The 14180-nt window shown below is 65.2% G+C and carries 15 protein-coding genes and 2 pseudogenes; 6 read left to right on the plus strand and 11 right to left on the minus strand.

Going from position 1 to position 14180, the window contains the following annotated elements; translation table 11 throughout:
- Positions 1-13 precede the first annotated feature (13 nt).
- Entirely contained in the window at positions 14-277 is a 264-nt protein-coding gene (locus B586_RS05805; RefSeq protein ID WP_054880455.1) for a DUF2249 domain-containing protein, read from the minus strand.
- A 158-nt stretch (positions 278-435) separates the two neighbouring features.
- On the opposite strand from B586_RS05805, the gene fdxA reads away from it, so the two are divergent.
- Together fdxA and B586_RS05815 are read left to right on the plus strand one after the other, a co-directional pair.
- On the plus strand, positions 436-789 hold the full coding sequence (gene fdxA / locus B586_RS05810; RefSeq protein WP_054881044.1) for a ferredoxin: 354 nt from the start codon (positions 436-438) through the stop codon (positions 787-789).
- The gene (locus B586_RS05815) at positions 786-1457 is read left to right on the plus strand and encodes a helix-turn-helix transcriptional regulator (RefSeq protein ID WP_054880454.1); all 672 of its coding nucleotides are present in this window, start codon (positions 786-788) and stop codon (positions 1455-1457) included. The genes fdxA and B586_RS05815 overlap by 4 nt, the downstream gene beginning before the upstream one ends.
- A 389-nt stretch (positions 1458-1846) precedes the next feature.
- Here B586_RS05815 and B586_RS05820 read toward each other — a convergent pair whose 3' ends face one another.
- The 8 genes from B586_RS05820 to B586_RS05855 all read right to left on the minus strand — a co-directional run bounded on the left by B586_RS05820 (position 1847) and on the right by B586_RS05855 (position 9828).
- Positions 1847-3325 carry a hydrogenase large subunit gene (locus tag B586_RS05820; RefSeq protein WP_054880453.1) on the minus strand — a complete coding sequence of 493 codons (1479 nt, stop codon included), beginning with the start codon at positions 3323-3325 and terminating at the stop codon, positions 1847-1849.
- Positions 3322-4791 (minus strand): proton-conducting transporter transmembrane domain-containing protein, encoded by a 1470-nt coding sequence (locus tag B586_RS05825; protein ID WP_054880452.1) that lies wholly within the window; start codon positions 4789-4791, stop codon positions 3322-3324. Before B586_RS05825 ends, B586_RS05820 begins: the two co-directional genes overlap by 4 nt.
- Positions 4791-5453 (minus strand): hypothetical protein, encoded by a 663-nt coding sequence (locus tag B586_RS05830; protein ID WP_054880451.1) that lies wholly within the window; start codon positions 5451-5453, stop codon positions 4791-4793. The genes B586_RS05825 and B586_RS05830 overlap by 1 nt, the downstream gene beginning before the upstream one ends.
- A 7-nt stretch (positions 5454-5460) precedes the next feature.
- Positions 5461-6411, minus strand: a complete 951-nt coding sequence (locus B586_RS05835; protein WP_047313462.1) for a respiratory chain complex I subunit 1 family protein — start codon at positions 6409-6411, stop codon at positions 5461-5463.
- A gap of 5 nt (positions 6412-6416) precedes the next feature.
- A complete protein-coding gene (locus tag B586_RS05840; protein ID WP_082607534.1) occupies positions 6417-8393 on the minus strand; it encodes a proton-conducting transporter transmembrane domain-containing protein in 1977 nt (658 codons plus the stop codon).
- On the minus strand, positions 8390-8869 hold the full coding sequence (locus B586_RS05845; RefSeq protein WP_047313190.1) for an NADH-quinone oxidoreductase subunit B family protein: 480 nt from the start codon (positions 8867-8869) through the stop codon (positions 8390-8392). Before B586_RS05845 ends, B586_RS05840 begins: the two co-directional genes overlap by 4 nt.
- A 4-nt stretch (positions 8870-8873) precedes the next feature.
- On the minus strand, positions 8874-9215 hold the full coding sequence (locus tag B586_RS05850; protein ID WP_156166230.1) for a lsr2/espR transcriptional regulator: 342 nt from the start codon (positions 9213-9215) through the stop codon (positions 8874-8876).
- Between the two features lie 382 nt (positions 9216-9597).
- Positions 9598-9828 (minus strand): DUF167 domain-containing protein, encoded by a 231-nt coding sequence (locus B586_RS05855; protein ID WP_047313188.1) that lies wholly within the window; start codon positions 9826-9828, stop codon positions 9598-9600.
- A gap of 166 nt (positions 9829-9994) precedes the next feature.
- On the opposite strand from B586_RS05855, the pseudogene B586_RS20770 reads away from it, so the two are divergent.
- Both B586_RS20770 and B586_RS05860 read left to right on the plus strand, forming a co-directional pair.
- Positions 9995-10111: pseudogene (locus tag B586_RS20770) on the plus strand (short-chain dehydrogenase); the annotation flags it as partial.
- 49 nt (positions 10112-10160) lie between these two features.
- On the plus strand, positions 10161-10538 hold the full coding sequence (locus B586_RS05860; RefSeq protein WP_047313460.1) for a hypothetical protein: 378 nt from the start codon (positions 10161-10163) through the stop codon (positions 10536-10538).
- A 126-nt stretch (positions 10539-10664) separates the two neighbouring features.
- Here the strand turns inward: B586_RS05860 and B586_RS20775 are convergent, their stop codons facing one another.
- On the minus strand, positions 10665-10862 hold the full coding sequence (locus tag B586_RS20775; protein WP_156406721.1) for a hypothetical protein: 198 nt from the start codon (positions 10860-10862) through the stop codon (positions 10665-10667).
- A gap of 149 nt (positions 10863-11011) precedes the next feature.
- Here B586_RS20775 and B586_RS05865 point away from each other — a divergent pair, with 149 nt between their 5' ends.
- Positions 11012-11995: an alpha/beta fold hydrolase gene (locus tag B586_RS05865; RefSeq protein ID WP_047313187.1), complete on the plus strand. Its 984-nt coding sequence runs from the start codon at positions 11012-11014 to the stop codon at positions 11993-11995.
- Here the strand turns inward: B586_RS05865 and B586_RS05870 are convergent.
- On the minus strand, positions 11990-13336 hold the full coding sequence (locus tag B586_RS05870) for a flavin monoamine oxidase family protein (RefSeq protein WP_054880450.1): 1347 nt from the start codon (positions 13334-13336) through the stop codon (positions 11990-11992). The two genes, B586_RS05865 and B586_RS05870, sit on opposite strands and share 6 nt — an antisense overlap.
- Before the next feature lie 93 nt (positions 13337-13429).
- Between B586_RS05870 and B586_RS05875 the strand changes: the two are divergent.
- Positions 13430-14149: pseudogene (locus B586_RS05875) on the plus strand (TIGR03617 family F420-dependent LLM class oxidoreductase); the annotation flags it as partial.
- Positions 14150-14180 lie beyond the last annotated feature (31 nt).

Below are 14180 nucleotides of genomic sequence, written 5' to 3' on the forward strand. Positions count from 1 at the left end.
CGGCTTCTCCTGGTCAGACAAGCGGCCGCACCGTGGGGACCCCGGCCGCGTCTGGTCCCATGTCGGTGCCCGCGATATCGGCGGTGTTCGCCAGAATTCGGGGTAGTGGGTAGCTACCGGCATAGCCGGCCTCGAACTCGTCGTGTACGTGTTCGGAGTCGTGGCTGTTGACCAGCGCAAATGAGCCTTCGATCGGCAGGTCGGCGTAGGTGACAAAGATCGTCGGGCGCTTGTCCGGTTTGCGCAGCTGGGGCACGTCGAGTTCGGTGTCGGCCATAGGGTTTCACGCCTCCCGGAATTGTTACAACAACACTTGTGCAAACCCTACCGGATCGGCGGGTGATAGGGAAGCGGCAGGGCGGTGAGTTCGTTGTCGGGCAACGGATCTCACACCGCTCTAGTTTTTACAAGCAAGCTTGTGTAAACTCATACGCCGTGACGTACGTGATCGGGAAACCATGCGTTGATGTGCTGGACCGGGCTTGCGTGGAGGAGTGCCCGGTCGACTGCATCTACGAGGGCGGTCGGTCGCTCTACATCCATCCCGACGAATGTGTGGACTGTGGGGCGTGCGAGCCGGTCTGCCCGGTTGAGGCAATCTACTACGAAGACGATCTACCCGAGGACCTGCAGCCGTACCTGGCCGATAACGAGGCGTTTTTTGCCCAGAGGCTGCCGGGCCGCGACGAGCCGCTTGGCTCACCCGGCGGGGCCGCCAAGATCGGCCCGCTCGGCGTCGACACGCCGCTGGTAGCCAGCCTGCCCAAGCAGGACGCGCAGGGGGCGTGAGCGCTATCGTCAGGTCAGCTGAGGAATCCGCCGGTCGCAGGCGTGACGTGTTGCGGGTGCTGCGGGCGGCGTCCGTGCCGATGAGCATCACCAGCATCGCCGCGGAGCTGCACCTGCATCCCAACACCGTGCGCTTTCATCTGGGCACGCTGCTCAGCGACGGCCGAGTGGAGCATGTCGAGGCAGACCGCAAACGACCGGGGCGCCCACCACTGATGTTTCGTGCCATCCGGGAGATGGATCCCAGCGGACCGCGCGACTACCGCTTACTCGCCGAGATTCTCGCGATGAGTCTTGCCGCCGGCCGCAATTCACATGCCAAGGCGCTGGCCGCCGGCCGTGCCTGGGGGCAGCGGTTGGAATCGCCGACGCGACATGGGAAAAGGATTGGCGCCCACGAATCTATCGACCACCTCCTCGGCGTGCTCGACGAACTCGGATTCGCGCCCGAGCGCCGCGAATCCGGCGGGGTGTCGCAGGTTGGTTTGCGGCACTGTCCGTTCCTCGAACTGGCCAAGACCCGAACCACTGTCGTCTGCCCGATCCACCTGGGGCTCATGCAAGGAGCGCTGGCAAGCTGGAAGGCGCCGGTCGCGGTCGATCGGCTGGAAGCGTTCGTCGAACCCGATTTGTGTCTGGCCCATCTCACGCTGGTGACGGCCCGCTGAGTGTAGCCCTAGCGGCGTCCCCGAAATTCTCTAGCAACCAGCGTCGGATGCACCTGCCGTCGACCACTTCTGGTCGGAGACAATGAACTGGCAGCAACCACGTCGCACATTATCCCGCGTGCGATCGTGGTCAGTATTCTGGGCAAGGCAACGACCCCCAGCACCGGAGGTGCGAAAAACTTCATTGAGATCGAGTCGAGGACAATCACCAACTGGCGCAGCCGAATAACGGCATTGGCGGCTAACGTAGCCGAGATCGGCGATGGTGCAAGATCACTTGGGCAACTGATCGGCGTGGCATGTCATTGGGGTGCTAGATACTTGCTCGAAGACCGTGTAATACTCGAGCATTCGCTTGCGACTTCTGGCGATTCCCACGGCGGGGCGGGTCACAGGTCGTTGCCGGCGTAGGACTGGTTGAAACTTTTGTTGGTCAGTGGGAAGTCGGGGACGATGGTGTCGGCCATCGCGACGGGCAGCGCGGGCCAGTTGAACCACGACGGGTCGACGATCTTGGCGCGAGTGATGCGGTCCTCCGCATCGATTTCGACGCGGTGCACAATGGTGCCGCGCCAGCCTTCGGCAATTCCGACGCCACTGCCGGTGGTACGGGTAGACTCCCCTTGCAAGGTGTAATTGGTTGGGCCGGTGTGTGTTTCGATCAGATGAGTTGCTAACGTGGCTGAGGCGGTGAATTCATCGCGTCGCACTGCGTAGCGGGCTAGCACGTCGCCATCGGGTGACCCGATCTCGGTGATCGGCAACGCGGTGGTGGGGTGTTCGAGTCGAGCGTCGGTACGGATGCCGCTGGCGCGTGCGATGTATCCGAGACAACCCATGGCACGGGCATCATCAGTGCCGAGCACCGAGGTACCAGCGAATCGGTCGAAGACGACATTGTTGGCTAACGTGAGCTCGGCGACTTCGGCCAGGTCGGCGGCGAGCAAGGCCAGTTGTTGGGGGTCGGGCAGCGTTTGCAGCGTGACGCCGCCGGGGCGGATGGCGCCACGCAGGAGTCGGTGCCCGGTGGTAGCAGCGTTGAGCCGCAACAGGTGTTCGCGGATCCGTTGGGCGTGGGCGTTGGCCAGGCCAAATCCCACGTCGTTGGCCAGCGCACCCAGATCAGTGGCGTGATTGTAGAGCCGCTCGAGTTCGACGATTAACGCTCGCAGCCGGTGGACTTGGTCGGGAAGTGTGATGCCCAGTGCGTCTTCGATTGCCAGGCAATGCGCGAGTGCGTGGCCGGCAGAGGTGTCGCCGCTGATGCGTTCAGCGAGGTCGACCGCGTTGGTGGCGGGGCGGCCGTGAAAGAGTTTCTCGATCCCGCGGTGCACGAACCACAGTCGGGCTTTGAGGCGGAGCACGGTTTCGCCGGCGACCGAGAACCGAAAGTGGCCGGGCTCAATGAGCCCCGCGTGCACGGGGCCGACCGGAATTTCGTAGACCCCTGGTCCTTCGACGGTCAGGAACGGAAATCGCCCGCTGGCAGCGAATTCCGGGGGAGGTCCCGCATTGGTCCGCATGGGATACCAGTGGTTAGGCCAGTGCGCATGGCGTACCAGGCGCCGCGGTTTGGGGTGGCCGACCAGCGTGATGCCGTACAAGTCGGCCATCTCACGCTCGAACCGGCTAGCCGGAAACGACAGGTAAGCTAGTGAGCGCAGCGCCGGAGCATCAACAGGAACAACGCATTCCAGCTCAACCCGCTGATCCGGGTAGCCGGCGAGAAACAAGTAGACGATCCGCAGCCGGTCGCCGTCGTGGTGGCCGGCCACCAGAGCCAACCGAAAGCCCGCGGCAAGCAGATCCTCTGCTTCATCGGCCAAGCTGTCCTGGGATAACCTGTGGCGCAACAAATTCGGTCTCACCGCGGCACTCCGATATGGGTGGCGGCGGTGGTGAATATCTCGCTTAGCGGGCCAGCCGCGACGCCCACCACGCTGGAGACCAGAATTCCGATCAGCAGGGCCGCGGCCACGCTGGCCGGCACCCGAATCGCCGGCACAGCGGTGGGCGACGTCCCTAGTAGCAGGCTTCCGCCGTGGTGTGTCAGCGCGGCAGCGGCGATCGCGACCAGCACCAGCGCTACCGCGAGCACCCACGCCAGACGCGCCTCGGCCAGGGCGTGGGCGATGGCTAACTCGCTGGCGAACATCGCGAACGGAGGCAGGCCCAGCAGCACGATCAGCCCAACCGCGAACGCAACACCGACGAGGCGTGAGCGTTGCAGCACCGCGGTGATATCGGCGATGGTGGTGCCGTTGTGGCCGGCCTGGATTTGGCCGGCAGCCAGGAACAGTACGGTCTTGCCGACGCCGTGGGCCAGCACGTGCAAGAGCAGCGCCGCGATCGCCAACGTTGTGCCTGCGGCAGCCGCGATCGCGATCAGGCCCATGTTTTCCATCGACGAATACGCCAGCATCCTTTTCACATCGCGGGTGACGGTCAACATGCATGCCGCGATCAACAGCGTGACTAAGCCGACCAGAACTAGCCCGGCGCGCAGTAGCGTGGGTCCGGCCGCGGTGTCGACGATCGGCTTGAGCCGGATCAGCACCGAGAACGCCACCGACAACAGCACCCCACTCATCAGTGCCGAGACCGGTGCCGGCGCTTGGCTGTGGGCGTCGGCGAGCCAGGTGTGAAACGGGAATAGGCCGGCCTTGGCGCCGTATCCAATCAACAGCAGCCCGCCGGCCAGCCGGACCACCCCGGGATCCAGGCTGGCGGCGTGGGCGTCGAGCACGTCGAGATCCAACGCCTGGGCGGCCGGTGCGCCGCCGTGGCGGGCAGCGAAGTACAGCAGCACCGTGCCTAAAAATGCCATCGCGATGCCGACCGAGCAGATCACCACATATTTCCAGGTCGCTTCCAGCGCTGCGCGGCTGCGGCGGTGCCCAACCAAAAACGCGGTGACGATCGTCGTGGCCTCAATCGCTACCCAGACAACACCAATGTTGTTGGCACACACGGCTACCACCATGGCGGCCAGAAACGCTGGTATCAGCACCCCGTATAACTGGGCGCCGTGGGTGTCCGTATGGCCGTGGGCGAGTTCTGTGTTGATGTAACCGATGCCGGCGGCGGTGGCCAGGGTACCGACTATGCCGATGACGATCAGCATGGTGGCAGTCAGTGCGTCGGCCCGTAGTAGCCCGTCCACCTGCAGATGCGTGGCGGCACCGATCCGCAATCCCACGAACGTCCCGCAGGCCAGCACGGTCGCTGCCGACGCCAGGATCAGCATCCCGGTGCCGCGGCGCCAGCCGAGGATCAACGTGGTGATCGCGGCCAACACCGGTGCGAGGATCGCGGCCAGCAGCACTGTGGTCATCAGTCGTGCAGCTCCGCCAAAGCATCCAATTCTGCCCCACCGAACATGCGCCGCAGCCGGCCCAGCAAAATTCCGATCACGATCACCGCGAATAGCACATCCAACGACGCGCCGAGTTCCACGATCAGCGGCACACCAGCAGTCAGCAGGAAAGCGACGGCGGCGATCCCGTTGTCCAGCATAAGGAATCCGGCCGCCTGTGATACCGCATGCCGGCGGGTGGCCATCACAAACAGCGCGATCAGCACTACCGCCAGCGCGGCAGGAACCGCATTGGTGGCAGCGGTGGGTTGCAGATTCGTCAACGGCTGGCCGATAGCGAACGCGGTCACCGTGAGTGCCGCGGTAATCAGCAATGAACTGGCGGTGTTCACCAGCGGAGTCGCTTCCCGACGCTCGCGTGGCTCGGCGCCCACGGCGCGGGCCAGCAGCCACGGCAGCACCAGCGCACGCAACACCAGGACCAAGCCGCCCACCCCGAGCAGTGCAACATCGCCGTCATAGATCCCCCGCAACATGGGGATAGCGGCTAACGCCACACCTTGGCCGGCTAGCAAGCCCACGATGGCGCGCAGGTCACGCCGCCAGACAACCAGCACCGCAGCTAGCGTCAACGCCCCAGCAGCGAAGTCGACCAGGACCGCGAATTCCGCATCGGTCACCGTGCCCTCACCTCTGCACCGCCAAGAAGTTGGCGGCGGTCACCGCCAGTAGGGCCAACAGAAAGGAACCGGCCAGCAGTTCGGGCACCCGGAACAGCCGCAGCTTGGCGATGAACACTTCGGCGCTGGCCAAGAGTACTGCCAGCACGGTCACTTTCACCGTGATCGCCGCGACCCCGACAGCGACCTCCAAGGCGGTCGGCTCGGCACCGGCAATGCCCCACGGTACAAACAGATTGGCCAGCAGGGCTAGTAGCACGGTAAGTCGCATCGCGGCAGCCCACTCAACCAGTGCCAGCCTCGGACCTGCGTACTCCAGCACCATCGCCTCGTGCACCATGGTCAATTCCAGGTGGGTGATTGGGTTATCGACTGGCAGCCGCCCGGTCTCGGCAATGATCACGATCACCAGCGCGGCGAACGCCAGCACCCCGGCCAGCGACATCACCTGGCCAGGATGGTCGATCGTAGAGTCCACCAGCGCACCCAGATTCGCCGATCCAGCCGGGATCGACAACGCGAACACGGCCAGCAGTATGGTCGGTTCCACCAGCGTGGCGATGGTGATCTCGCGGCTGGCGCCCATGCCGCCGAACGAGGTGCCGGTATCGATGCCGGCCAAGGTTAACGCCACGGTGCCCACAAACAACAGTCCGACGACACCGACCAAGTCGGCGCTGGAATCCAGCGGCGAGCCGGTGGCCACCAACGGTGCGATCGCGGCGATCAGCAGCGTAGTCCCGGCGACGATCGCGGGGGCGGCAGCGAACACCACCGTGGTGCCCTGCGGCGTGATCTGTTGCTTGCCAAGCTGTTTGCGTAGATCCCGCCACGGCTGCAGCAGCCCGCCGCCGGCCCGGCCTTCCCAACGGGCCCGCACCTGTCGGGTGAGGCCAAGCACCACCGGCGCGCCGACCATCACGGCGCCGATCTGGGCGGCTCCTGCCGCATACGACATGGTGTTCATCGGGCTACCACCAGCACGATCAACACACCTAGCGCGCCGTAGCCGAGGTACAGGTGCACGCTTCCGGTATGAGCCCACCGCACCCCTCGGGCGGCCAACTGCACTGCCGCCACCACCGGTGGGTAAAGCCATCGCTCGATCGCGTCGCCGATCGCTGAGCGGTAGGTGATCCGGTCGGCCAGATAGCGCGACTCGGCGGTGTGCGTGACCTCGATGTCGGTGTCAGGGCGCAGCACGTCATCGAAGACCCGCTGCAGCGGTTCAGCGAACGACGTGGCGGTGTACTGCATGCGTTCGGTGAGATCGTCTGCGCCGCAGGCCCACAACGACAACGTGGCCGCGGCAGGGCGCCGGCGTGAACGCCACCGCGTGAGTGCCACCGCGGTGAGCGTCGCGCCGATCATCCCGGCGGCGATGACGCCGGGGAAGATTGACCCCGCTACTCCGGGCAGCCGCACCAAGGTGCCGAAATCAGTGAAGTCGATGGGCTGGGCGGCGGGCAGCGCCGCCAAGGCCCGCCGCAGTGCGGGTGCGACGAGCACCGGAGCGACCGCCAGCAGCACGCAGACGCCCGCGGCGATCGTCATGCCGACGAGCATGCTGGCCGGTGATTCACGCGCGTCGGCGACCGACGCGCTACGGGCGCGGGCTAAGAACCCGATCCCGAACGCCTTGACCATCGCTGCCACGCTCAGACCGGTGGCCAGGGCCACCGCGGCCAGGGCTGCCGGCGTGGTGAGCGCCACCATCGTGTCGTGTCCCGACGTCGCGTGGATCAGTGATTGCACCAGTAGCCACTCGCTGACGAAGCCGGCGCCCAGCGGCAGCCCACAGGCGCCCAGCGCGCCAACTCCGAATAGCGTTGTGGTCGCAGGCATTCGGCGCGCCAGCCCGCCGAGTAGGTCAAGGGCACGCAGCCTGGTCGCGGCTAGCACCGATCCGGCTGCCAGGAATGCCAGGCTCTTAAAGGCTGCGTGTGCGATCAGGTGCAGCAAAGCTGCAGCTGCCGCGATCGTCGCCGCGGCGTGGGCACCGGAATTCGTGAATAGCGTTGCGGCACCAAGCGCCAGGGTGATCAGCCCCATGTTCTCTGTCGTTGAATAGGCCAGCAGCGCTTTGAGGTCGGCGGCCACCGAAGCCTGCAGCGCGCCGTAGAGCGCGGACACGCTGCCGACCACCAGCAGCGTGCACCCCCACCAGCGTGGGCCTGGCCCGAGCAGCTGCAGATCGATCCGGGCGATACCGTAGACGCCGAGAGTGACCATCGCGGCACTCATCAGCGCCGACACCGGGCTCGGTGCCTCGGGATGAGCGCGCGGCAGCCACGCATGCAGCGGCACCAGTCCCGCCTTGGAACCGAACCCGATCAGCGTCAGCAGGAATACGGCGCTGCGCGCACCGTCGGAGACCTGCACAAGGTTGGTGAACCGGTCGGTGCCGCCGGCCGCCGACAACACCATCAACGCAATCAGGATCGCGATGAACCCCAGCTGAGTCATCACCGCGTACCATAGGCCCGCCGCGCGCACCTGCGGGCGGGTGTGCTCGGCCAGTATCAGGATCAGCGACGTCACCGCCATCAACTCCCACGCGAGCAAAAACGTTGTCGCCGAACCCGCGGCCGGTACCAGTAGCATCGCCGCCACGAACACCGGCAGTACCGTCAGCGGAACCCCACCCAGGTGCTCGTGTCGCGCATACCCGATCACATAGCAACCGATCGGTACAGCGACCGCACCGATGAGCGCGATAAAGAATCCGCCCAACGGGGCTAGCTCGATCTGTATGCCCGATAGCGGAAGCAGCCAGTCGATGTGCACCGCGCGCACTGACCCGAACATGGCCACCAGACCCAGCCCGACGCCGAACGCACCCACACTGGTTGTGACCGATCCCGATAAGGCTGAGCTGCAACCGCTGCGGGACAGTATTTTTGGTGCGGACGCCGACGGGGCTGACCGGGTGGTTGTCATGTCGCGGTCACCGACCGCAGCGCCGCCACGATCTGGGTGGGGGTCGGCGGACAGCCCGGGATCTCGACATCGACGGGTACCACCTCGCCTACCGCGCCGACCACTCCGTAAGCGTCCCTGAACACCCCTCGGTTCAGAGCGCAATCCCCGCACGCGATCACCACCCGCGGGCGTGGCGTCGCCGCAACCGTATTGCGTAGCGGGTCGGCCATATTGTGTGTCACCACGCCGGTCACCAGCAACGCATCGGCGTGCCGTGGCGAAGCGACCAGCCGTGCCCCGAACCGCTCCGCGTCATATACCGGACCGAATGCGCCTGAAATCTCCACTTCACACCCATTGCATGAACCCGCGTCGACATGGCGGATCTGTAGCGAACCCTTTACCCCCGCAACAGGTTCGGTCGCCGGAGCAGGCGCCGTACCTGCGGGCTCCACGACCCGACCCGCCCGGAGTATCTTGGCGAGCCAACCCATGGTGCTACGTCGCGGTGCTGGCGGCACGAAGGTCCTCCAGCACCGCGACCCGGTCCTTAAGCATCCCGGTCAACACCCGGCGTGCCACCACAAGCAGCTCGGCGATGTCCGGCGAGGTGATCGAGTAGATCACCGTGTTGCCGTCCTTGCGGGCCTCAACCACGCCGGCGCGGCGCAACACGCCCAACTGCTGCGACAGGTTCGAGGACTCCAGCCCGACCTCGGGCAACAGCTCACCCACCGAGCGGTTCCTAACCGTGAGCAGCTCCAAAATCCTGATTCGCGCCGGATGGCCCAAGGTCTTAAAGAACTCGGCTTTGAGCTTGTACAACGGCTCCGACTCCACCAGCTCTCCCGAAGACTTCCGCATTCCTAGAACCAATAACTTGAAAAATTTATCAGATACTTCATCGGTATGGGCGGGATTCTGGTAGTTGATAGCGCACCTTGGGCTGTAGACGACTTCGCCGTTGGGCTTCTAGGGTGAGCCTTGCTCATTCGCTGCGATGTGTTAGCCGCCCGCAAGATCATGGCAACAAAACAACTGCTGCGACACGTGGGATAGGTGAGAGGGCGGGTGGAGAGGACGGACTAGCTAGATTCGCTTCATAGCTAATCACATTGTGTATCACTGTGGTTCATAAAGATGCTGCTTTCTGGCCAACGTTTCCGCCGGCGTAGGGTGCCGCCTCGGCCTGGTGCTAGGCGCGGCGAGTGCGCCGCAATGCTCAACGGCTCACCCGGAAACGTTTGAGCCGCGACGTCGCTCCGGATTCCAATTCGACTCGGCTTCTTGGCAATTGAAGGTGAGCAGCCAGTAACCGGGTGACCGCATCGTTCGCCTTGCCGTCAACCGCGCGCTCCCGGACGTAGATGGTCAGCTCACCGTCAGGGCCGACCTCCACCAGGGGCCCCTTGCGACTCCCGGGCTTGACCTTGACGATGATCGAGTCGCTCATGTCGGGTAACGCTACCGCTTTAGCGATGTCGGCCCGCCTGACCGCTGAGGTCTGCGGCGAACACATTGACTGGGCCGATCGCGGTGTCTGCAGCGGGCTCCAGCGCGGGGTCGCTGGCAGCCTCTGGGTCGCGTTCGATTGGTGAGGACCGGATATGTCGAGGACAGTGGTGATTGGCGCCTTGAGCAGACTTGGTCGCTGCATTGGTATCGGACTTGCGCAGCGCGGTGACCGTGTCGCGCTTCTCGTCCGGCGACGTGAACGTGTCGAGGCTGCAGCGTCAGCGCCAACCAGCTGCATACCGGGGACCTGGGTGCGGCTATGATCACCGCGTGTCGATTATGCTGCTTCGTGAGATGTTCGATCAGATGGTTGTTGGCAAAAATGCCGAGCTTATCGAGCACTATTACCACCCTGACTTCTTGATGCACTCCGACGGACTGACGCAGAGCTACACCGAATTCCGTGACAGCCATCGCGAGATCTACTCCACCTCAATCACATACGCGATCGAATACGACGAGCAGGCATGGGTAGAGGCCGCCGACAAGGTCGCCGGCCGGGTCTGGATCACCACGGCACGCCCGGGCGAGAAGCCGACTCGAATCGAGCTCGTGCTCATTGCCGCCTACCGCAACGGCCGAATCCACCGGATCTGGGAGACGAGCTGGCCAAGTTGGCGAGGTGTCGCCGCGCTCGAAAATTACTGACAGCGCATCGTCAACGGTCCCAATCGGCTCATCAGTTGCGCTGCCGCCGACGGCCTCGCCCGCTAAGGTAAAGCCGGCGCGTATCGGGGTCGGTGGTCCAATAGGTGACCTTTTCCGTCAGCTCCGTCAGCTCCACGGGCGGATTGCCCGTCGTGCCCTGGATCCACGACGCACCCATGTCCAGCGCAGTACACCCCAGTCGCGGGCGGTGTAGACCCGGCCCCAGCCCGCTCGCCCGGCGCCGACCACGCCCATCGTTGCCGCCAACAACTCCCGACGCGATATCGGGGAGACGATTTTCAGCATCTCAGACCGACGCGGCACGGCATGCACTTGGTTCCCCTATTTTTGGACGGCCGTGCTGAATTTCCTGTCGCGTTTTGGGGCGATTCGGCCCCTTCGTTATTGACGTCAGGTTAAACTCGCGACTATCCAACGGGCGGCAATGCGGCCGCATTCGAGGGGGAGCGGCGATGACGGCTCGTAGACCACCACGGTGCAGCACAATCAACCCTACAACCGACCTATTGCCCGATGCCTTACCGCCGAGCCGCGCCCTAACCGTCCGCGCGGTGGACGGCACCCCGTTGCATACCGAGGTGTTCGGGCCGGCCGATGGCTATCCAATTGTGCTGACACACGGCTTCACCTGTGCGATCCGGGCGTGGGCGTACCAGATCACCGACCTGGCCGCTGATTACCGGGTGATCGCGTTCGATCATCGTGGCCACGGACGTAGTGGCGCCCCGCCGCGTGGCGCCTACAGCCTCAAGCACCTTGCTTCCGACCTCGATTCGGTGCTAGAGGCGACCTTGGCCCCGCACGAACGCGCGTTGTTAGCTGGGCACTCGATGGGTGGCATTACCATCGCCGCCTGGTCGGAGTGCTACCGCGACAAGGTGCACCGGCGTGCTGGCGCCGTCGCGCTGATCAACACCTCGACCGGGGACCTGGTGCGCAAGATGAAACTGCTGCCGGTTCCCCGCGAATTGTCGCCGGCCCGAGTGATGGCTGGCCGGGCCCTGATTAACGTGTTCGGTGGGTTTCCGCTTCCCGGTGCGGCCAGGATCCCCAGTCGCTATCTCGTTGCGCGGTTGGCGGTCGGCAGCGGCGCCGATCCGAGCGTCGCGAGATTCATCTACGAGCTGTTTGCGCAGACCTCAGCCGCTGGGCGTGGGGGTTGCGCGCGGATGCTCGTCGACGCGCTGGGAGACCGGTACCTCGACCTGGACGGTCTGACGGCGCCGACGCTGGTTATCGGTAGCGAACACGATCGGCTCACGCCGATCAGCCAATCCCGCAGGATTGCCCGCACCGCCCCCAATGTGGTGGGTCTTGTCGAGTTGCCCGGTGGGCATTGCTCGATGCTGGAGCAGCACCAAGAGGTGAACCGCCAGCTGCGCACACTTGCCGCATCCGTGGCCCGCCGCCCCCGGGTCCGGCGGGTCATCTCATAGCAGCGCGGCGATCTCGGCGGCTGCCCGCTGGCCAGACCTGATTGCGCCGTCTAGGTAGCCGGTCCACTTGTCCGCGGTCTCGGTGCCGGCCCAATGGATCGGCCCGGCGGGCTCACGTAGCCACTGCCCATATCGTGTCCACGACCCTGGTGGTACTGCGGCGGTCGGGCCGCCAGGCGCGAATTCCTCTGCGCCCCAACGATGATCAACGTAGTCGAGGGGGTAGAGCGCGTCGTCGCCAAAGAGCGACGCAAAGCAGCGTAACGCGTCGCGGCGGCGTTGCTCGGTGGGCAGCGTGTCGAACGCGCGGGCATCGGTGAAACCCATCAGGATGCCTGGCCCTTCGCCTGGCGGGCTGACGTCGAAGGTGATGAACACCGGGCCTTCGTCGGACAGCGCCATGCCGGAGAACCCGTTGGCGCGCCAGAACGGCGTGGAATAGGCGGCGTAGGCCTTGCTGAGCCGACCCTGTGGCCAATGCTTAGCGAGCTGCTCGTACTCGGGTGGCAGCGGGGGAGTGAACTCGATGGCGGCGCGATGAGCCGGTGGTATGGCGACGATGACGAACCTGGCCTCGGCCCATCCGTCGTCGGCGGTGACTGTTACGCCAGCACCGTGTCTAGCAATGCGACGGACTGGCGAGTTCAGTACGACACGGTTACCGAGTTGCGCTGCCGCAGCCTCAGCGATCCGCTGCGTGCCGCCGGGGAAACGGTCCTGCTGGGCACCGTTCTCGACGTCAAGCAGCCGGTCCAGACCACCGGCCGCGTGCGCGTAGCGCGCGGCGTGCAGCATGGACACGTCGTCGGGCTCGCAGCCCCAGGTCACCCGGGCCATGATGGCTAGCAGGTCACGTGATGAGGCGGTGGCGTGCACCGATTGCAACCAGGCACCGAGGGAGAGGGCGTCGAGCTGGCGCGCCCGCCGGGCATCCCAGGGGGCCGCTACCGGGACGTCGCGGGCAATTCTGTCGAATTGCCAACGCAGCCGGCCGACGTCGAGCAGCCCGATCAACGACAGCTTGGGGATGCTGCCGTGGTAGGGGCGCGTGCAGCCCCGCCACTGAATCAGGTTTTTGCCGTCGCGGTAGGTCGAGGTGGTCGGGACCTGGAGCTCGGACGCCAGCGTGAGGACGGCGTCTTGAGTTGGGCCGACGAAAGCACCGCCCAGATCGGCGGGCAAACCTGCGACGCTGCCGGTGAACGAGCGCCCGCCTACCCGGTCGCGGCCCTCCAAGACCAGCACTTCGTGGCCCAGACGCGTCAGCTCGCGAGCCGCGGCCAGCCCGGCGAAGCCGGCGCCCACTACGACAACATCGACAGTCCACGGCGGGTTTGGCATGCCCCTAGTCAACCGCATTTCGCCAGTTGCGGTAGGGACCGACTAGCCACCGACTAGCCTAAATGCGTTAAAGTTTTCACCGCCCTATACGGACTGACCAATGCCGCTGAGCGCGCTCGGGCGCTGCGCGATGCCGGGGCGAGCGGCGTTGCCACCTTCGAGGGACCGCACGACGTCTTTGCTCCGTTGACCTTGGCGGCCGCAGTGGGCGGCCTTGATCTGCTGACGAATGTGGCGATCGCGTTTCCGCGCAACCCGATCCACCTGGCGCATCAGGCTAACGATCACCAACTGCTCAGCGGCGGCCGGTTCGTCCTCGGCCTTGGCACTCAGGTTCGGCCACAGATCGAGAAGCGGTTCGGCGCCCAATTCGACCGTCCGGTGGCGCGCATGACTGAGATGATCGCGGCCTTGCGAGCGATCTTCGATGCGTGGAATTCCGGCGGCCGCTTGGACTTTCGCGGTGACTACTACCGGCACACGCTGATGACGCCGGCTTTCAACCCAGGCCCGAATCCGCACGGTCCGCCGCCGATCTACATCGGCGCTCTTGGGCCGAAGCTGACCCGGGCTGCCGCCGAGCACGCCGACGGTCTGCTGGTGATGCCGTTCGGCTCGAAGCGCTTTCTGCACCATGCCACGATGCCTGCCGTGCGCGACGGCTTACGGGCCAGCGGCCGGCAGGCCGACGATTTCACGGTCATTCCCGAAATTATCGTGTCGGCTGGCGACACCGATGCAGACCGCGAGTGAGCGGATGTGGGCACCCGAGCGCTGCTGGCGTTCTACGGGTCGACTCCGGCATACCAGCCGGCACCAATCGGGCTGGACACGCTAGGTGCGA

It is taken from the genome of Mycobacterium haemophilum DSM 44634 (assembly GCF_000340435.2).
Lineage (GTDB): Bacteria > Actinomycetota > Actinomycetes > Mycobacteriales > Mycobacteriaceae > Mycobacterium > Mycobacterium haemophilum.